A 20,119-nucleotide genomic window follows, 5' to 3' on the forward strand; every position below is an offset into this window, starting at 1 on the left:
ATGAAAACGCAGCAGCAGCAGCAGCAGCAGCAGCAGCAACAGCAGGGGTCAAAGCCAGCAGCAGGAGCAGCTGAGCAAGGCAGCAGCAGCAGCAATGTCCAACTCCTAGGCATGTGGGCGATGATTAGGGCAGGATCTGGAGCCGTGCAGTATCAGCTGGGCAGAGGGCTGTCAACAGGCAATTGCAGTCATACAACAGGAGCAGCAGCAGCAGCAACAGCTTTGTTGTTGAGCACATTTGCTTGCACATGCAGCATCTGGGCTTATGATGTCATCCGTTGTGCAAGCGGTCTGATTGCAGCTCGATACTGGTCAAGTATCGAATTTTTGCTGCAAAGCTGAATATATGTTCTTTGGTAACAGGTTTCAAGATCAGCCCTTGAATCTTGGAAAATTGTGCTACAATCTGAGACGAGACTTAATTCGGATACCACGTTTGTTTTCACTATTCACGGACTTCTCTCCGAAATCGAGATCTCTTTTTACTTGCAATTTCGGAGAAAGCAAATGTCAATTTATGTAGGAAACCTCTCCTATGAGGTTACAGAAGAAAGCTTAAATGCTGTCTTCAAAGATTATGGTACTGTCAAGCGGATTCAGCTACCTACTGACCGCGAAACTGGGCGCCTTCGTGGCTTCGGTTTTGTTGAAATGAGTTCAGAAGCTGAAGAAGCAGCAGCTATCGATGCGCTCGATGGTGCAGAATGGATGGGACGCGACCTCAGAGTTAATAAAGCTAAACCAAGAGAAGACAACAGAGGTTCATTTGGTGGTGGTGGAGAGCGCAGAGGCAACTATCGTAACAACAGATATTAGAATTGCTGATTCACGTCTATTTTAAGCAAATTGATCGCAGATAGGAGTTTAATTTGAGTACTGGTTCACGTAAATATTCTTGAACCTTTTTGAAAATTAAATTTGCTGTCGCTCCAGAACCATCTCAGTTGTGCTATGCATTATTGAGATGTTTTTGTTATTTTAGATTTAATTCGCTACTTTTATTGTTATGACACAGCTATCTCGGATACAACACACTACTTTGCCTCGCAAGGTAATATCACAAGAAGAAAAAACTCGGCGCCAGCAACTACGCTCCGAACTTGCTGCACGGTGTCGTGTTGTGTTTGAGCGAGTACGTCCTAATGAGATAGAGACTCACTACAACTGGTATATTGCTATTGACCCTGATACAGAACAATACATTATTGATCTAACTTTTGATGGAATAGCAAAGAAAATAGTAGAGGCGTATGGTTATAGTAACGAGCCGAAGCTAACTATATTTAAGCTGAATGAAACTGGGTATTGTGGAAGAATATGATATCCGGAGAGTTTGGGGACAATAAAGAGTTGTTTTTTGGTATTCAGCTTGTTGCTGCAAATAATGAAAGTTTTTTTGTTAAAGCTCTATTCGATACCGGATTTACTGATGGTTGGTTAGCAATTGATAGTCAAGATTTGGACGCTTTGGGTTGGTCGTTAATAACCTCACAAGTTGAATTAGTCACAGCAAGAGGCGAAGCACAATTTGATATCTATTTGGGTAAAATTATCATTGATGAGGTAGAAGTTACTCTGAATGTACATGTTGGTGAGAATCTTTCAGAAACACTTATGGGTTCATTTTGGCTGGATATTATGCGGTTGGTTGCTGATAAACCAAGCGGTATTTTGACGCTTGAGATGGTACAGCCATAATGTTACTTGGTGTTTATTAAAATAATAAAAAATTTGATATGGAACGGGCAAGGATGCCATTAGCGTCAAGTTAAGCTAAAACCTACTACGTCAATAAGGATTTATGCTTAAAATTTGCGTTTGAAAGGAACAAAAAATGAACTTGAAGAGCGGCTATTAGTACTTTTTTTATCTGCATCGCTTGCAGCTTAAGTATAAAATTTTGCAAAAAGTTCATGTTTATACCTCGTTCATCACAAAACCTATCGTTGACGTATGGGCGCCAACCTTAACTTGACACCAATGGCAAGGATGCCCATTCCACAAGAGAAGCTATTCTACAAGAGAAGTTGCTACATTACACTGTGACTTTTTCTAGTACTAGTTTGGTGCGCTTTACTTGTTCTGGTATAGCTACAGGATAGTTACCTGTGAAACATGCTGAACAAAAGCTGTTTGTGTCTTCTTGGGTTTCTTCTAGCATTCCTTTCCAACTAAGGTAGGCAAGACTGTCTACTCCTAGCTGTTTGGCAATTTCTTCGACTGATAAACGCGCGGCAATTAGTTGGTCTTGGGTATCTGTATCAATACCGTAAAAACAGGGATGTGTAACTGGGGGTGAGGAAATTAACATGTGAACTTCGATGGCGCCAGCATCACGCAAGGCTTTTACAAGTTTACGGCTAGTTGTACCGCGCACAATCGAGTCGTCAATAATTATCACCTTTTTGCCAATCAATACATCTTTGAGTGGGTTTAGTTTCATCCTAATTCCCGACTCGCGCATTGCTTGCGTTGGTTGGATAAATGTACGTCCAACGTAACGGTTTTTGATCAATCCTTCAGCATATCTGACTCCTGACTCTTGAGAGTAACCTATCGCAGCAGGTATTCCTGAATCTGGTACACCAAAGACAATGTCCGCATCTACTGGAGATTCTTGTGCAAGTCGGCGCCCTAATCTCATCCGGTAGCTGTATAATGTTTCACCGTGCATCAAACTATCGGGACGAGCAAAGTAAATCATTTCAAACACGCACAGTTTTCTTTGTGGCTGTTTACTCCAATGATATGACGCTAGTCCAGCTTCGGTAATCCATACTACCTCTCCAGGCTCAACATCACGCAAGTATTCGGCGCCGATAATATCTAAACCGCAAGTTTCAGAAGCTAAAACATAGCGAATAGGATTTTCACCGATTGTACCAATTACGAGCGGACGAATACCATTTGGGTCACGCACTCCCATTATTCCTACTGGTGTACCAATTACTAAACTAAATGCACCTTGACAACGATCAAATGCTTTGATGGCACCATCCAACCAATCTAACCCAGCGCCAACTTCCTGCGCGATTGCATATGCTATCATTTCAGAGTCAGTCGTTGTCACCAAGTTAATATTGTCTTTTACTAGCTCATCACGCAATGTCACTGTATTGACTAAATTGCCATTATGTGCTAATGCTAATTTACCTAACCGTGTATCGACGACGGCAGGTTGGGCATTAACTCTACGGCTAGAACCAGTAGTAGAATAGCGCGTATGACCGACACCAATTGTACCAGGCAATTCGTTTAGAACCGATTCATTGAAGACTTGGGAAACTAGACCCATATCTTTATGTAGGTGAACAGTTTCACCTTCAAACGTCGCAATACCTGCTGATTCTTGACCTCTGTGTTGTAGTGCGTACAATCCGAAATAAGTTAGCTTGGCTACGTCTTCATCGGGTGCGAAAATGCCAAAAACACCACAAGCTTCTTCTGGCTTGTCGGGTCGTTCCTGATTATTGCTATCCTGTTCGGTAGATTGAACGCAATCCGAGGTGACGGGCTGATAGGGAATCATGCGCTTATATGCTCCTGATGATAAGATGTCGGTCAAGCCACAAAGGATAAATGATTGCTGAAATTTTGAAATTGAAAAACGAAGGAAAAGTATGTTGCCAGATGGTTGTACTGGAAAAATTAAATATTTCTTAACCATCCATTAAAACAGTACCTTAAAACTTAGCTTTTTGTAAGGTGCCTGACGCTATTGGACTATTAACTTCGTTTTGGACTTGTAATAGCGTCACGCACCCTACGACTGTATTTTGAGGCGCCGTTCGATGGCGTTAAGAAAGTTTAAGCTCATTTCTTCAATCGTAACTCTGATTAAAGTTTGGTTATCAGATGTTGTAACCTGTAAACCTGTTTCGCAATTACCGACCTTACCTAATTTTTGCCAATTATTAGCGAGGTGTTGATTCAAGTATGATTCCCATGCTATTTGTTGTTCCGGTGATACTGAAACCACTATTCTGGCGCCACTTTCACCAAACAGCAATTCGTCATAACGTAAATTAGATGTACTAACTGGTAGTTTAATCGTGGCGCCTAGTTTACTTGCTATACAAGACTCTGCTAGCGCTACGGTTAAACCACCTTCGCTAGAGTCATGTGCAGAACGTATAAAGTTTTGACTAATTCCTTCACGGCAAACTTTTTGAACTCGACGCTCTAAATCAAAATCGATACGTGGCGGTTTGCCGGCAATTGTATTATGAATTGTTGCTAAATATTCGGATGCTCCCAGTTCGGTTTTCGATTCTACTGGGATACCTAATAAGTAAATTACATCACCTTCAGTTAACCAAGCTTGTCCGCAAATCTTATTTAAATCTTCAATTGCACCAACCATTCCAACCACAGGGGTTGGATAAATGGCTTGAGGGTTTCCCTGAGAATCTAAAGTTTCGTTATACAAGGAAACGTTGCCACCTGTAACAGGAGTATCTAATTCGCGACAACCTTCTGCTAAACCACGACACGCTAGAGATAACTGCCAGTAACCTATTGGTTTTTCTGGACTCCCAAAATTTAAGTTGTCTGTAACTGCTATTGGTTCGGCGCCTACACAGCTAAGATTTCGTGCTGCTTCTGCAACAACAGATGCGGCGCCTTCTAATGGGTCAAGATAAACGTAACGTGGGTTGCAGTCAACAGTTGCAGCAACTCCTTTTCTCGAAGTAGAACTAACTGCTCCTTCGAGGGGACGTAATCTTAGAATTGCAGCATCGGCGCCACCTGGAAGCATAACTGTATTATTCTGAACTTGATGGTCATACTGACGGTAAACCCAACGTTTTGATGCGATTGTTGGGGTATCGAGTAAAGTTAATAAAATATCGTTCCAACTTAACTTTTTACCTTGTACTTCAATTCCTTCAGGTGTACAACTAGGTAATTTTTCGGTTGTCCATTCCCAAGCCTTACGCGCGTATTCAGGCGGTTCTTTGAGTAACTCACGCTCATATAATGGTGTATTTTCTGACAACGCCGTAGCCGGAATTTCGGCGGCAATTTCTCCCTTGAAGAATATTCTGACGATAGGTTCTTCTATGACGTGACCTGCAACAACTGCATGAAGTCCCCAACGATGGAAAATATCGATTAACTCTTGCGAACGTCCTTTGTGTGCGACAAAAAGCATCCGTTCTTGTGACTCGGAAAGCAGGTATTCATATGGCACCATCCCTGTTTCCCGCACTGGTATTTTATCTAAATCAAACTCAATTCCGACTCCACCTTTTGCCGCCATTTCCGCAGTTGAACAAGTAATACCTGCCGCTCCCATATCTTGAGCAGCTACTACGGCGCCTGTTTTGAATGCTTCTAAACAAGCTTCTATTAAAGATTTTTCTAAAAATGGGTCGCCTACCTGTACAGCCGGACGGTCGTCCATTGATGAGGAGCTAAGTTCGGCACTCGCAAAACTGGCGCCTCCCATCCCATCGCGTCCAGTTGTCGAACCAACATATAATACAGGGTTGCCAATTCCAGAGGCGCCGGATTTGACAATTTCTGGTGTCTCCATTAACCCTAGTGCCATTACGTTAACTAAAGGGTTGCCAGAATAAGCTGGGTCAAAATAAACTTCACCGCCAACAGTGGGTACCCCGACGCAATTGCCGTAATGACTTATACCAGCAACTACACCTTGAAATAATCTTTGAGTTCTAGAATCTTCCAATGAACCGAATCGCAGCGAATTTAGAACTGCTATGGGACGCGCACCCATTGTAAAAATATCTCTCAGTATACCACCGACACCTGTAGCGGCACCTTGGAATGGTTCAACAGCAGAAGGGTGGTTATGGGATTCGATTTTAAACGCTAATTGTAATCCATCACCGATGTCTACAACACCAGCATTCTCACCTGGACCAACAAGGATGCGTTTACCTGTCGTTGGGAACTGCTTTAATAAAGGTCGAGAATTTTTGTAGCAACAGTGTTCTGACCACATTACACCAAACATTCCCAACTCAGCTTTATTGGGATGGCGCCCTAGTCGATTGACTATTTCTTCGTATTCTTCGGGTTTAATGCCTTCAGACGCGATTTCTTGGGGAGAAAACGGAGGTTGCGAGGAGACGGTCATGTTAGTAATGCACCATAAGAACAGAGAAATATTCTACCAAAACAATGGGAAAAGTGAGATATTTTATTTTAATAGATGGCATAAGACTTTTTATAGAAGTTTTTATAAAACTTGTTTTAATTTGTTGATGTTTTGAAGTACAGAATTAGCAGAAATACGCAAACTTTCTAACTCAGCTTCTGTTAAATTTAACTCGATAACTTTCTCAATTCCCCCGCAACCTAAACGACAAGGTACACCAACAAATAAGTCGTTCAGCCCATATTCCCCTTGAAGAAGTGCTGATACTGGCAACATTCGCGAGTGGTTACGCAGTATTGTTTCTATCATTACACACGTTGCAGAGGCTGGTGCAAAGAAGGCGCCACCTGTTTGGAACGAATCAACTATTTCTGTACCACCGTTACGAGTGCGGTTAACTAAACGCTCAATAGTTTGTGCGTCCATTAATTCAGTAATTGGAATACCATTAACTGTAGAGTAGCGCGGCAAAGGAACCATATAATCACCGTGACTTCCCAAAACTATTGCGTTGACATCTTGAGGTGATATACCTAATTCCATCGCTATATAAGTTTCAAAACGGGCAGAGTCTAACACACCTGCCATTCCCATAATTCTATCTCTTGATAAACCAATTGCCTGCCAAACTAGATATGTCATTACGTCTAAAGGATTTGTGACGACGATAAAAATAGCTTGTGGAGAGTGAGCAATTGCGTTTGTGACAGCTTCAATTACTATTTTGGCATTTGTAAGCAGTAAATCATCGCGACTCATACCAGGTTTGCGTGGTTTCCCTGCGGCAATAACGACTATTTCTGAGCCAGATATATCAGCATAATCATTAGTTCCAATAATTCTGCGGGTATGATTTTCCATCGCGCGCGCTTCCATTAAGTCCAGCGCTACTGCTTGAGGTCTCTTCGGAATAATGTCAAGCAACACCACATCCGCTAGATTTTTCTGAGCGATTCTTTGGGCAAGTGTACTACCTACCCGACCAGCACCAATGATGCTAACGCGCGGTGAGTGGCATAGAATCGGGAAAGAAGAGTCAGAAAGCATAATTCAAAATTCCGATTCTTGAAGTGCGTATAAGTTACTCTAAGTTCCCTTATCCTACACCTATACGGGTGTTCTTGTTAAGGTTGTAGGGTGTGTGATGCCACCAAAATTTTGAAACGAAGAGCAAGTCTAATAGCGTCACGCACCTAATCAAAGTTTGTAACAATTAAGGTGCGTGAAGGCTACTAGACCTTAGCTTCGTTTAGAGGTTGTTGGTAGCCTTCACGCACCCTACCTTTTTGTTCTTTATTCACTCGTGTTATTAGTACACCACGCATTCCTACAGCTTTGGCGCCTTGGTAATCATCATTTTTACTATCACCGACATGCCAAGCTTCGGAGGCAGGGCAGTTGTGCTTTGCCAATGCTATACCGAATATTTTCGGCTCAGGTTTTGCGGCGCCGACTTGGGTGGAAATAGTAATAGAGTCAAAATAATCTTTTAACCCTAAATCTTGCAAAACCGAAAAAATTCGGGAATCAAAGTTAGATATAATACCTAACTCTATTCCTGTTTGGCGCCAGCTAGTTAAAGCTGGGATAACATCTGGGTAAACAAACCAAGGTTCAGCTGTACCAAAGTGGATATACAGTTCGCTGAAAAATGTATCGAAGTCAGTAAATTTGTGTAAGGCACCAGTTAAGTCGAATGTTTGACGCACGAGAGCATACCACCATTCAAACTCACGCTCAGGCACATCATGCACATCAGCATCTGGGAATGCTGGAGACGGGGCAGCTTTGAAGCTAGTATAGAAAGCTTGATTTAAAGCAGACGGTGATATTTGAACCCCAAACTCAGCAGCTATTTGGCTGTATACTTCACCAACGCTGCCTTTGACAGAGAATAAAGTATTAACAGCATCGAGAAACAAAACTCTCGGTTTCGGCATAATATAAAAGTTTTTTCTTATGGTCAGAGTAAATACTGATTATTATATTCTGGCTTTCCCAAGAAATAAAGTAATCAATAAGTATTTACACGTGAATCTAAAATAAAACCGAACTATTATGAAGGAAGTGTTAAAAGTAACCTCTTATCTCAATCCATTTTCTCGCAAAAACGTGTCGAGCCAATCTTTATCAGGATTCGGTAGTGCAGGAACAGGTTTAAGGGTATAATCTATAACTAAGTCATAGCTCGCGCGGTCATATAGATCGTGTAATATAGTTTGTAAATCAAATATAGGTTCTTGATCTCTTTCACGTAGAGGCAATGGGAAAGTTGGTATTGGATTTTGGAGATTAAATGCGTATAAATCAGCTTTAGGGCGGAAATCACTGCGACTGACTAGTATACGATAGTACGAATTAATATCATTTTGAATAATCGGCATTTGTTTACCGTTACGTAATAAATCAATTTCAACTAAGTAAGACCAAAAAGTAGAACATTATAACTCTTTTCTTTGCGACCTTTGCGTGCTTTGCGGTTTTTTTTTAACGAACCGCGAAGAACGCAAAGAACGCGAAGGGGAATTAATTTGAAAGAGCTTCAATAATTGGACGCGCGAGCCAGTTGAAACCAACTTTCAACTGGTGGTCTAATGTAGGCATTCGATATAAATAAGCTGCGCGACGGGCAATAGTAGCAAGCGGGCCTGAAAGTTTAATACCTAGTCCTGTTAAGGTTGCGTCGTTAACACCTAATGTCATCATTTCGCCCAATGGTTGATAACGGAAAGGCAGTAATGGACGCTTGGTTAAACTTGCCCAAATATTCCATGCTGTATAATCAGCTTGTTGGAGAGCTGATTGAGCGGTTCCTGGTACTAGTTGACATAAAGCGTCGCGACACTCTGCTAAATCACCCAAAGCAAAAATATCAGGATGGTCTGGCGCCTGTAAAGTTGGTTGAACGACTATTTGACCGCGTTGGTTTTGCTTTAAAGGAAGACCACGAACTACGGGAGCAACTCGTGTACCGACTGTCCAAATTACTAGGTCAACGGGGATAGTATCAAGTTGATTTTTATATTCAAGGGTGATGGTATCTTGGTTTATCGATTCAACTTTGGTATCGAGGTCAAGAAATACTCCATGTTTTTCCAAAGCTTTTTGCGCTGCTTCACGGTTAAATTCGGGAGAGGTGCTTAAAATTTGGTAACAGAGTTCAACTAATCGAAATCTTCCCCGGTCACCAAGTCTATCAGATAATTTACACGCTAATTCCACACCGCTATAACCGGCGCCGATAATAGCGATACGAATTTTGTCTTTATCAGACTCTTCTAAAATTCGTAAACGTTCTTCAAGACGGTATGCATCATTAACTGTACGGAATAGGTATGCGTAAGATGTTGCTCCCTGCACCATATCAAGCGGAGTTTCACCACCTAATGCCAAAACTAAACGGTCAGATTTAATTTCGGGACCATCATGTAAATGAACAGTTTTTGAGTCAACATCAATACCTGCTACAGCAGCTTGGCAAAAACGTACACCTGTGTTTTGCAGCAGTTCGGCAAAAGGAGGAGCTATTTCCCAAGTTTGTAATTCTCCAGTCAAAAGTTCGTACAGTAACGGGGAGAAAAGAAAACGGTCGCTTTGGTCAACAAGGATAATTTCTGGCTTTTGACTATTATCCCAAGGTAACTGGCTAAGGCGTAAAGCAGTATAAAGACCGCCAAAACCTCCACCTAGTATACAAATCCGTGCTTCTGATTGAGACATTTGTAAAATGTGGTGCTAGGGGCGCGCGCAATGGACTACTATCTAGTGTACTTATTTATTCTTGTCGATAGCCATCAACCAGCAATCTCGGTACTCACCTTCGTGCAATTCATGTTTGGGTAGCAGTTTTACTTTCACAAACCCACATTTAGAGTAGCAGTGGATAGCGCGCGTGTTCCAAGTTTCTGGGTCAATGACAACTTTTTGGGCGCCAAGTGTATCAAACATATACTTCACAACTGCTGATACGACTTTGCTGCCAATGCCCTGATTTAGATACTGATTTTCGCCAATAAATAAATCCATCGCGTAAACACCACTTGTATCTTCCAAGTTATATGTGTGTTTTTCCTCATGTGTCAATTCATCCAAAGCATAATATTGTAAGTAGCCGATAGGTTGATTATGATAACTGAAAAAGCAAGCTACCTCGGCGCCTTCACCACCGACAATTGACTGATAAGTTTCAATAACTCGTTCTAAGGGAAAAGGATTATCTCGACCTTCATAAAATTCCAAAACTTTTTCGTCAGTTAACCACTTTGCCATTAACTCATAGTCATGCATATTATCTTGCATGAGACGAATCGAAATTTCGTCAGTTTTTAGCAGCATATAACAATCACATCACGCTAAAAAAGTATTTTAACAAAAAAAGATTTTGTTCCTCTGCTCTTAGTTCCTAAACTCGGCAATTACCTCAATTTTACCGACAATATAAGTATTAAAAGTAGCTAAATCTTCGGCGGGTATCCAATACTCTTGGTGTTGCGAACCACCTACAGTTTGTACTGCATACCTTTGTAAAAAATAATTTTTAACTTGAAAGCGCGTCACATATCCTACATAACCAGATGCGCTATCTCTAGTATTCCAATCTCTAGCTATTTGAACAGCGTATTCTTCATTAAGTACAGGATAAAAAATAGGTTGATACGGAAGTCTTGGAGGAAAGCTTGTATAACCACTTTCTTTAATCAAATCTAATTCTTTTTGCCCAACTGGACGATACAGAACAGTAGTATTATCTTGATTGTTGTTTATAGATGGCGCCATTTAAAATATTTTGTGTTCAAACTAGAGCTGCAATAATATTAATACTCATAGCCAAAATTGATGTATTGAAGAAGAAAGATATTATCCCATGTAATAACGCTAGGCGCCGCATTAAGCGCGAAGTTGTTTGAACGTCGGAAACTTGACTGGTCATGCCAATAACAAAGGAGAAGTATAAAAAGTCCCAGTAGTCAGGGTCATCTTCACTCGGAAAATCTAAAGATGGTGATTGTTTACTTTGAATATTCGTATTGTGGTAATATCTATATGCGTATTCGGAAGCAAACACTGTATGTACAAGTAGCCAAGAACCAATAATTGTCATAGCTGAAAGTACAACGTGAAATACGACCAGTGTCATTGCAAGTCCTTTGGTATCAGAAAGCAAAAATCCAATCGCAAAAATACTTGCACTCGCAGCAGCAGTAACTAGTAATAACAGTGCCAAACGACCTTGATATTCAGTTAAAGCGTAGCGACGCATTTTCTCTGGAGTTGCTCTGAACATATTCCATAGAGTCCAGATTAAAAAAACGTCAATTCCAGCGTTCCAACCACATAGAATACGTGTTGATAATTGTAACCATGATGGTAATAGTAGTGTAGCTATTAAGACGGCGCCGACAACACAAATCAGTAGTCTCGGTCGGATATCCAGGTTTTTGAAGAGTTTAGGTGCAATGTACACTCTGGTAAATTGATAGTTATGCTTTTTGTTAGTGTATAGTTATTGCTGCAACAGTGAGCATGTACTTAGCATTTATTTAGATATGATTGTTGGTTCGCAACGGTATCACTCCTGTAACGGATAAGTTATCGGTTACAAAGACAAAGAAAGAAAGAAAATATACAAATACAAGTAGGTTTATGTTGGCCCAGTTCCTTGATAGCAGACTGTTGGTAGTTTATCCTAATGTTCATAGTGGTAAAAATAATTACTAAAGAGACACAGTAGAGACGCTCCGGTTCAGGAGCGTCTCTACTGTGAAGAGTTGGGAGAGAAATTTTTTGAGTTGGCAAATTTTCCTAGAGGATATATTTGTATCTGCTTTATCCTCTAGGAATTTTGTGTCTGGCACAAGGTACTTTTACATTAATAACACAGTATGAACCTGTATAAAAATCACGTTTATTACACACATTCGTTCTATAAAATAGCGCTTATTTTGCGGTAAATACTTATTGATGGTTAAAGTAAGTATTAATATTAACTTTATTTAATTATTTGAGTACTCTTATTTATCCTCTAGGAATTTACAGTCAAACCAGATTTTCCTAGAGGATATATTTTTATGTAACTTATCCTCTAGGAATTGAAGAGCCAAGTCCTCCCTAATACTGCTCGGTTAGCAATAATTGTAGGCTGACTACTACAAGCAAGGAAACCCAACAAAACCTTATAAATGTTGGGTTTTCCTGCGGATAACTTCGTTAACGTTCCTGCTCCTGCACCTACAAAAGATTACAAACTTACATAACCTTGTAATTTTTGCAACTTACTGCTACTTAATCCTTTTATTTGTTCCAAGTCTTTCAATGACGTGAAAGGTTTTTGTTGTCGCGCGTTAATAATTTGCTGTGCTGTTTTTTTACCTATACCTGGTAGTGCTTCAAGTTCGGCAAGAGTTGCTGTATTCAAGTTGACTTGTACAAATTTATTTTCAGTTGTTGAGGGTGAACTTATTTTTGGACACTGTTTTTGCTCTTGTTTAATTTTTTGCTGAATTCGTTGTGGTAATCCTGGCTGTGATTTTCTATACAGTCTTTCAAATTCGCGCGTGTAATGAGCAGCGATAACAGGGTTTTGAATTACTAAAAGTGTTTCGTCGTTACCGTTGTTAGCTGCTTCTGACCAGTTATGGGAACCTGTAATTACTGTTTGATTATCGATAACACCAAATTTATGGTGCAGTAAGTCTCCATGAGGTAACTTAGGTATGGCAACAGTTGTGATAGGCTGGCGCCAAGGTTTATTATCAACTTCGTATTTACATTTGTCACTCAGTGCCAAACCCATCATATCTAACGCTTCGCTGTAAGAACGATAGGCAAAGCTTTTTTCAATTACCGCGCGAATAGTAACGTTTTGCTGATGGCGCCATTCTAGGATATTAGCAAGTCGTTGGTCGGAAAAAACAAACAGCGCCATATCTACAGATTTTGTAGCTGTTGATAAAGTTGTATTGATTAAACCGTTACTGCTATTTATCCAGGGTTGAGTTGGGGAAGTTGGTGAAAAGTGCAGTGTGACTGTACTATCCCCTAATGTTACGGTTTTTGGCGCCCGTATTGGTTTTTTTAGTCCAAATTTTCTATCAAATTTTTTATTACTATTACCCCCGCTTCCCCACATCAAATTAAACTCTTCTGTAAATAATGCTGCAATTTCGGGACTGTCAATTTTTAACAAGTTGTTGGCATTGCCCAAAGTATCAGGTTTTGTATAGTCTCCATGAATATCTGAAAGAGTAAAGTTGGCTGATGTGGTAACTACAAAGCGGTTATCGACGACGACAAATTTATGATGCATCAAGTCACTACCCCGACTACCATCAGATGTATCATCAAGTTTTATCACTTTTGCTAATTCAAGAATTACTAACGCATCACGTTGTTCAATTTCAGTTGTATCTAACTTGCTATCTTGATTAATATCAACAAAACTACTATATTCTTTATACTTTTGACGTTCTCTGGGATTGAGCTTTTTTACTTCTTGTGGTGATAAACTACTTAAAGGGCGATTGTAGGTATTTTCTATAATTAGTCTTACCTTAACCCCAGCTTTATGCTTTTTGGCTATCGCTTGGGCAATTTTAGGTAAACGTAACTCTTGAACAGCAATATCGACTTGGGATTTGGCGCCCATTATTGTATCAACTATTTGTTGCTCTAAATCATCTCCTTGTCGTTTTTTATCTCTATAGGTATCTTTATACTCTGAAGTTTCAGCACTATTAAAATAAACTTGTATCAACGGGTCTTGCGGTAAAGGTAATAATTTTTTCTGCTCAACTTTTTGTTGCTGACAACCATTCTGACAGCCAGTGAGAATGAGTATTACAGAATAAGTAAAGTACTTTTTTATAAACTTAAACACAGTTACTTCAAAATCTTGGTGAACAATGTTATGTTTCCCAAAATTTTGTATAAAGTAACATGAAACTACTACAGATTCCCGACAACTTTTACGCGCGTCGGGAATCTAAGGGAATCTAAAGAAATTGACTGATTGCAAAATCAACAACATGATGAGTGATGGGGAGACTGTCAACCACCATACCTAAACAAAGTACCATCATGTAGGAAATCGAGTAAAGGAACAATCCTTTTGCCGTAGGTTTGTCTTCTGGATTTTGCAGCAATTTCCAAGATTTATGTATAAATATACTACCTAGCAAAACTGCAATTGCACCGTAGATTATACCTGCTTGATGCAGGGGATAAATCAGTAAAAGACTTGCGAATACTGTTATTAGGGTGTACCACCAAATTTGATTTACTGTGGCTTTGGCGCCTACGACTACTGGTAGCATTGGTATACCAACTTTTGCGTAGTCATCTCGAATCATTAACGCCAGTGCCCAGAAATGGGGAGGTGTCCAAACAAAGACGATAGCAAAAATTAACCATGCTGCCCAGCTAAGGGTTCCTGTTACTGCTGCCCAACCAACTAATGCCGGAATTGCACCAGCGGCACCGCCAATTACAATATTTTGGGTACTATGGCGTTTGAGAAGATGTGTATAAATCAGTATGTAGAAGATAATACCCGACATCGCCAGGAGTGCTGCTAGCACGTTGGCAAAAACAGAAAGAAGCGTAAACGAAAGAACTGCAAGTACAGCAGCAAAAATTAAAGCATCGCGCGATTGAACTTTACCCGATGGTAAAGGACGGTGGCGCGTCCGTTCCATGTCGTAATCAATATCCCGGTCGTAGACACAATTAATTGTTTGGGCACTAGCTGCCGCCAAAGTACCACCAGTTAGAGTTACTAACAACAGTAATGGGTCTACTTGTCCTCTGGCGGCAATCCACATGCTGCCAGAAGTTGTAATTAATAGTAATGGGATAATGCGGGGTTTGGTAAGCAAGTAGTAGCTTTGAACCACTTGCAAAAAAGTTTGGTGGTGTCTCGAGACATTTGTCTCAATCATTTTGGCACTAGTTCCTTATTTATCAAATAACTGGGGAATGGGTAGTGAGAATTGGTTGAACCCACCAAACCATTCCTATCTCTTTTTATGAATTTGTTTCTGTTTTGGGTGAACTTGTTACATTGGCTGCACTGTTGCATTATGAGCAAGTTCTGTTGGCTCAAGTTCGGTTGGTTCAGTAGTCGAACGCGCGTCACGAATTCCTAAAACTGTAAACACTATTAAGGTTCCTAACAGGGTGGCGCCAACAGCTTGATGTAATACAGTGAGTGGTTCAACTTGCAGATGAAGTCTAAATGTGGCAACTCCAACAAGAATTTGCAGAATTAACAACCCACCTGCCATGTTAGCTAGTTTTCGCAAAGCTGGATGCAAGGCTGGAGTTCTCCATGCCATTATTACTAAGAACAGAATTGCTGCGGTTGGGGGGATCAAGCCAAAGATGTGACTATACATAACACCGCAGAGTTGGTATCCGGCAAAACATTGGTGGAGTGCCCAACGTGACCCAACTACTGCACCCAATAAACTTTGGAAATATACTAAAATTGCAGCGGTTAAACCTATAATCGGCAGCTTGCCTGCGGTTCCAGTTCCCTGATATGGTGTCAACGCTGTAGCGATGGTTAGCAGAGTAATGAAAAATAATAATGCCGTTCCCAGGTGTGCTGTTACAATGTCAAACCGTAACAATTGAGTAACTGTTAGACCGCCTAATACACCTTGGAAAACAATTAGGAATAGAGCAAATGTTGATCCCCAAGGCAGCCAACTCGGTAGTAGGCGCCGTTTCCACCAGCTTAAACCTACAAGTACAAGGGCGCTAATGCCAATAAGTGCAGCATCTAACCTATGGAACCACTCCAAGAAGACTTGAAGATTCATTTGTTTTGCTGGAACCAGTGTACCGTAGCACAGAGGCCAGTCAGGACAAGCGAGTCCAGCATTCATGACGCGGGTGGCACTGCCTATAGCCATTAAAATTAATGTGGCAATAGACATCCTCCACACTAAGCGACGAATCCGCTCACTCGGTTCTACAGCTGTATTTTGATTTTGTTGTTCAAGGACAAACTCGCTCATGAATGATACCTTTTGCCCGCTAGAAATAAACTATACTAATCGAACCTCGAAACGAAAGTAATTAACGGACACTTTGACTAATATATTTTTCAATAATATTAATCAAGGATATTAATCTGGGTAATCTACGAATTACTCGTTCGGGTGTCCTGCTCATCTCCACCCTAGCTTATAGATTTCAGGTTGGAGATCAAGCGCAAGCGCGCGCTACTAACCACTCTAAAGACACGATTACAAGACTTGCCAAAAGCTTTAGAGATTTTTTAACTTGTAAGAAGCATACAAGCAGCCATTATTCTAATTCCTGAGTCTTTTTGCTCAAATGTGCATCTATCATCGGATGTAGTAAAGACTTTTCATATATTTGACAATTGAATTCAACCCTAAAAAATTAATAATAATTTCACCTTCTTTTACTCCATGTCGTATACGCTGGATTACCGTAGTAGAAGAGTGAGCAGTTAGTTCCAAAAGTAGTAAGTCGGAGAGCGTAAATCCACTGTGAAAATCCCAAGTTCAATCTGGACTTTACTTATTGGCATCCTGCTGACCCTTGTCAGCCTTTGGTACGGTCAAAATCATGGTTTGTTACCAACGCCTGCTAGTAGTGAAGCCTTTCTCATCGACGGTCTTTTTAACACAATGATGACCGTTTCCGTTGGTATATTTGTTTTAGTCGAAGGTATTTTAATTTACAGCGCTTTTAGATATCGTCGTAAAGCAGGAGACAATGCAGACGCATCACCAGTACATGGGAACGTACCGTTAGAAATTCTCTGGACTGCAATCCCAGCAATTTTAGTTATTGGTATATCTATATACAGTTTTGAAGTATATAACGACATGGGTGGGTTTGATCCCCATGCGGCACATGCTCTTCCAATGTCTCCGCAAGCTATGAAAATGCCGGGAGCGGCAATAGCAGCGACGTTAAATGATACACCACCCACTGACCAACCTAACCGCAATCAGGAAAAGTCAGATGAGGCGAATCTTGACCCAGCAACGGCTGCTATTCGCAATAGTGATCAAATTCCGCAAAAAAATGATGCTCCAGGTATGGGGATCAGTTCTCCAACGTTAGGCGCCACTCCAGAACGGGAAGGAAAAGCACCCGATTTAGTAATCAACGTAACGGGTTTGCAATATGCATTTATTTTTACGTATCCTGACTCAGGTGTTTCTTCAGGTGAACTGCACGTTCCCATTGGACGCGAAGTCAAGTTAGACATGAGTGCGAACGACGTTATTCATGCTTTTTGGGTGCCAGAGTTTCGCCTCAAGCAAGATATAATCCCTGGTCGCCAAACTGAGATTCGCTTTACTCCACAAAAAGAAGGCGATTACCCTCTAATTTGTGCTGAGTTGTGCGGACCTTATCACGGCGCCATGCATACAACTGTTTTTGTCCAACAAGAGCAAGAATACAATAATTGGATACAGGAACAATTAGTTGCTAGTCGAGAAACTCTTAATCAAGCTGTTGCTATGAATCCTGCTGATAAGTCAGTTTCGGATTTCTTGGCGCCTTATACCCATGAAATGGGAATTGAAGCAGACGTTGTATTACATCAAATCCATCATTAGTATTTATTCGTAGTAAGCGCTAAAGTGCTTGATAATCAGCAGCGTTAAAAGCACGAAGAGTGCTTACTACATAATTTCTTCTTATGACACAAGCAAAAGTCCAAGAAACTGCCAACATTCCAGCAAAGATAGAAGAGCCTGGTGTTAGAAAATGGTGGGAGTTTTTCACCTTTAGCACCGACCATAAGGTTATTGGAATTCAGTACATTGTTACCAGCTTTATTTTCTACTGTATTGGTGGGGTAATGGCTGATATAGTTCGTACCGAGTTGCGAACCCCCGAAACCGATTTTGTGACGCCCGAAGTTTATAACAGCTTATTTACACTGCACGCCACAATCATGATTTTCTTGTGGATTGTGCCAGTCGGCGCCGGATTTGCCAATTATTTAATAGCCACCACTCCATCAAGAGCAGCAAAGCTCCTCACAAGCCCTTCAGCCCAACAGCAGCAGCAGCAGCAGCAGCAGCTTTGCTGTGCTGCAGCAAGTTGATTGGCAGCCGGTGCATGGCGCAGGCAGTGGCAGCCTGACAATTGACCAGTTGCTGTGCTGCCAAGTTCACGCACCTAATGGTGAGCAGCGTCACCAGCTGATAACAACAACGAGCACCATGCCTGCCTACAGCTATCAGCCTGCTGTGCAGCACAGGAGTAGCGGCCATCATAATCTTGCAGCATCAACAAGCTGCTGCAACTGCAGGTCGCTGGCATTGCTGCAACACACATCACCCTTTAATGCCATGGTGACAACTTTGCGACTGCCTTTTCTGACACAATCATATATCTTTGTTGCCAACATGCCTTGCTGCCGCCTGCTGCAGATGCGTACATAGGCATGGTGCTGCTGTTTGATGGCTGGCGCCATGCAGATGGCTGGCTGGGGCTGCCCGGCTGGCCCCGCGTTGACCCTGCAGCCCTGCCCAGCCAGCAGCAGCTGCAGCGGGCAGCAGACGCAGTGAGGGCGCAGGCAGATGCTGTGCGGCAGCTGAAGCAGGGCCAGGGGCTGAGTAACAAGGTGAGGGAGCGCAGAGAGGTTTGCAGTAGGAAGCTCTGCTAGAACTAGCAGCTGCTGAAAGGGATGTGGGGTGGCAGCTGGAGCAGGGCCAGGGCCTGAGCAACAAGATGGGGGGAGCAGGAGCCTGCTTCTCTGAAAAGCAGCCGCAGCAGCCGCAGTGGCGGCAACGGTGATTGGACCATGGGCCTTGCGTCACAGCCTATGAAATGCTTTCATGTGCTGTGGTCAGGCTGCACCAAATCTTGGTGCAGCGCCTGCTGCTGGAGTGACAGCTGAGGATATGCTCTGTGCAGCTGACAGTAGTGCTTGCTTGGGTTCTGCTTGGAACTTGCGCGACGCCAGAAGAGGGCCTCAGCTGCGATAGTGATATTGCGGCGGTGCTACCTGCCTTACAGGCGCTGTTGTCGTTTTGCCCGCCTGCACCTGTGCTTCACTGGTTTGCATGCATGAGGTGCAAGTATATCTGATGCTGACGCTGAAAAGGTGACCGCATGCCTGCAACCGGTAACACATGCTGTTACTGATGTGCCGTGTTGTGTTGCCTGCTTGCAGGACCCTGCTGTGTTGGAGGCAGTGGCAGACCTGCAGCAGCTGAAGCTGCAGCTGGCACACCTAGAGGGGCTGCAACAGGCCTTTATGCCTGGGAGGGAGCGGCAGCTGCAGCAACTGCTGCTGCAGCAGGAGCAGCAGCAGCAGGGAACAGCGGACCAGCAATAGGCTGTTGATCAGTAAACAGGTGCCTCTAGTCACTGGTCGTCATGGGCAATGCACTCAGTCATCGGCAAGGGTTGCAGTACAGCAGAACTTGCAGTCACTGAGTAGCAGGCCAGGCGTCACGGAAATCTGTGCAGACTTCTTACCAGTTCATGCAACACCTGCTCACGCCAGTTTCATGCGAGCTTGCCAGAGTGCAGCGCACCAGTGCACTAGAGCCTAAGGCAACTGGCCGATTCCTGCTGTTGTTGATGGTTGATGGATCAGGCGGTCGTCCAATGAGCATGTCATTGGCTCGAAAACGGCGATGTTTCCGTCATGCAACATCACCTTTCAAATGTTTCAAAAGGTGAACCATTACAACTTCAGTTGCGTTTGAAAAGAGGATTGGCAGCAGAGACAAGAGCTGGCAGCTGCATCGGCAAGGGCGGGAAGCATTGCCTGGTCGCACTGCAGCACATCGTCACTGACGATTGTTGGCAACAAAGTTTGGCCAAGCAGTATCCAAATGTATCAAGCATATCTTGCACCAGCTGGTGCAGAGAGAGATGCCTTGAAGCCTCCCTTACACAGCCATGCGAGCAATGTCGTCTGCGAGCAGCACCAGCAGCAGCAGCTTGTACTCGGACGCAGAGTACGTCGCTTCAGCCGATACT

At 42.3% G+C, this 20,119-nt stretch carries 18 protein-coding genes and 1 pseudogene; 7 read left to right on the forward strand and 12 right to left on the reverse strand.

What is annotated here, in order from left to right:
* The 4 genes from AC2JBO_RS28890 to AC2JBO_RS28905 all read left to right on the forward strand — a co-directional run.
* Window positions 1–342, forward strand: a 342-nt coding sequence (locus tag AC2JBO_RS28890) for a hypothetical protein (RefSeq protein WP_496957073.1), incomplete at its 5' end; no start/stop codon positions are given.
* A gap of 165 nt (window positions 343–507) precedes the next feature.
* Entirely contained in the window at window positions 508–816 is a 309-nt protein-coding gene (gene rbp / locus AC2JBO_RS28895; protein WP_496957074.1) for an RNA-binding regulator, read from the forward strand.
* Between the two features lie 190 nt (window positions 817–1,006).
* Window positions 1,007–1,321 carry a hypothetical protein gene (locus AC2JBO_RS28900; protein ID WP_496957075.1) on the forward strand — a complete coding sequence of 105 codons (315 nt, stop codon included), beginning with the start codon at window positions 1,007–1,009 and terminating at the stop codon, window positions 1,319–1,321.
* Window positions 1,318–1,698 carry an aspartyl protease gene (locus tag AC2JBO_RS28905; RefSeq protein ID WP_496957076.1) on the forward strand — a complete coding sequence of 127 codons (381 nt, stop codon included), beginning with the start codon at window positions 1,318–1,320 and terminating at the stop codon, window positions 1,696–1,698. Before AC2JBO_RS28900 ends, AC2JBO_RS28905 begins: the two co-directional genes overlap by 4 nt.
* Before the next feature lie 337 nt (window positions 1,699–2,035).
* On the opposite strand, the gene purF is transcribed toward AC2JBO_RS28905, so the two are convergent.
* The 12 genes from purF to AC2JBO_RS28965 form a co-directional block, all read right to left on the reverse strand.
* The gene (gene purF / locus AC2JBO_RS28910; RefSeq protein ID WP_496957077.1) at window positions 2,036–3,529 is read right to left on the reverse strand and encodes an amidophosphoribosyltransferase; all 1,494 of its coding nucleotides are present in this window, start codon (window positions 3,527–3,529) and stop codon (window positions 2,036–2,038) included.
* A 234-nt stretch (window positions 3,530–3,763) separates the two neighbouring features.
* On the reverse strand, window positions 3,764–6,106 hold the full coding sequence (gene purL, locus AC2JBO_RS28915) for a phosphoribosylformylglycinamidine synthase subunit PurL (protein ID WP_496957078.1): 2,343 nt from the start codon (window positions 6,104–6,106) through the stop codon (window positions 3,764–3,766).
* A gap of 102 nt (window positions 6,107–6,208) precedes the next feature.
* On the reverse strand, window positions 6,209–7,174 hold the full coding sequence (gene mdh, locus AC2JBO_RS28920) for a malate dehydrogenase (RefSeq protein ID WP_496957079.1): 966 nt from the start codon (window positions 7,172–7,174) through the stop codon (window positions 6,209–6,211).
* A 185-nt stretch (window positions 7,175–7,359) separates the two neighbouring features.
* Window positions 7,360–8,067: an HAD-IA family hydrolase gene (locus AC2JBO_RS28925; RefSeq protein WP_496957080.1), complete on the reverse strand. Its 708-nt coding sequence runs from the start codon at window positions 8,065–8,067 to the stop codon at window positions 7,360–7,362.
* Between the two features lie 144 nt (window positions 8,068–8,211).
* On the reverse strand, window positions 8,212–8,538 hold the full coding sequence (locus AC2JBO_RS28930; RefSeq protein ID WP_496957090.1) for a DUF4058 family protein: 327 nt from the start codon (window positions 8,536–8,538) through the stop codon (window positions 8,212–8,214).
* 115 nt (window positions 8,539–8,653) lie between these two features.
* Window positions 8,654–9,847, reverse strand: coding sequence for an NAD(P)/FAD-dependent oxidoreductase (locus AC2JBO_RS28935; RefSeq protein WP_496957081.1), 1,194 nt, complete (start codon window positions 9,845–9,847; stop codon window positions 8,654–8,656).
* A gap of 51 nt (window positions 9,848–9,898) precedes the next feature.
* Window positions 9,899–10,462: a GNAT family N-acetyltransferase gene (locus tag AC2JBO_RS28940; protein WP_496957082.1), complete on the reverse strand. Its 564-nt coding sequence runs from the start codon at window positions 10,460–10,462 to the stop codon at window positions 9,899–9,901.
* A gap of 60 nt (window positions 10,463–10,522) precedes the next feature.
* Window positions 10,523–10,903: a hypothetical protein gene (locus AC2JBO_RS28945; RefSeq protein ID WP_496957083.1), complete on the reverse strand. Its 381-nt coding sequence runs from the start codon at window positions 10,901–10,903 to the stop codon at window positions 10,523–10,525.
* A gap of 16 nt (window positions 10,904–10,919) precedes the next feature.
* Window positions 10,920–11,591, reverse strand: a complete 672-nt coding sequence (locus tag AC2JBO_RS28950) for a DUF1345 domain-containing protein (protein WP_496957084.1) — start codon at window positions 11,589–11,591, stop codon at window positions 10,920–10,922.
* 774 nt (window positions 11,592–12,365) lie between these two features.
* Window positions 12,366–14,003 carry a DUF655 domain-containing protein gene (locus tag AC2JBO_RS28955; RefSeq protein ID WP_496957085.1) on the reverse strand — a complete coding sequence of 546 codons (1,638 nt, stop codon included), beginning with the start codon at window positions 14,001–14,003 and terminating at the stop codon, window positions 12,366–12,368.
* A 115-nt stretch (window positions 14,004–14,118) separates the two neighbouring features.
* A complete protein-coding gene (locus AC2JBO_RS28960; RefSeq protein WP_496957086.1) occupies window positions 14,119–15,063 on the reverse strand; it encodes a heme o synthase in 945 nt (314 codons plus the stop codon).
* Window positions 15,064–15,180: 117 nt separating this feature from the next.
* The gene (locus tag AC2JBO_RS28965; RefSeq protein WP_496957087.1) at window positions 15,181–16,146 is read right to left on the reverse strand and encodes a COX15/CtaA family protein; all 966 of its coding nucleotides are present in this window, start codon (window positions 16,144–16,146) and stop codon (window positions 15,181–15,183) included.
* Between the two features lie 501 nt (window positions 16,147–16,647).
* On the opposite strand from AC2JBO_RS28965, the gene AC2JBO_RS28970 reads away from it, so the two are divergent.
* The 3 genes and pseudogenes from AC2JBO_RS28970 to AC2JBO_RS28980 all read left to right on the forward strand — a co-directional run bounded on the left by AC2JBO_RS28970 (window position 16,648) and on the right by AC2JBO_RS28980 (window position 19,466).
* Entirely contained in the window at window positions 16,648–17,733 is a 1,086-nt protein-coding gene (locus AC2JBO_RS28970) for a cytochrome c oxidase subunit II (RefSeq protein ID WP_496957088.1), read from the forward strand.
* 83 nt (window positions 17,734–17,816) lie between these two features.
* Window positions 17,817–18,128: pseudogene (locus AC2JBO_RS28975) on the forward strand (cbb3-type cytochrome c oxidase subunit I); the annotation flags it as partial.
* 1,194 nt (window positions 18,129–19,322) lie between these two features.
* A complete protein-coding gene (locus tag AC2JBO_RS28980) occupies window positions 19,323–19,466 on the forward strand; it encodes a hypothetical protein (protein ID WP_496957089.1) in 144 nt (47 codons plus the stop codon).
* The last annotated feature ends 653 nt before the right edge of the window (window positions 19,467–20,119 follow it).

It is taken from the genome of Calothrix sp. CBUCES-K 9914 (assembly GCF_059640475.1).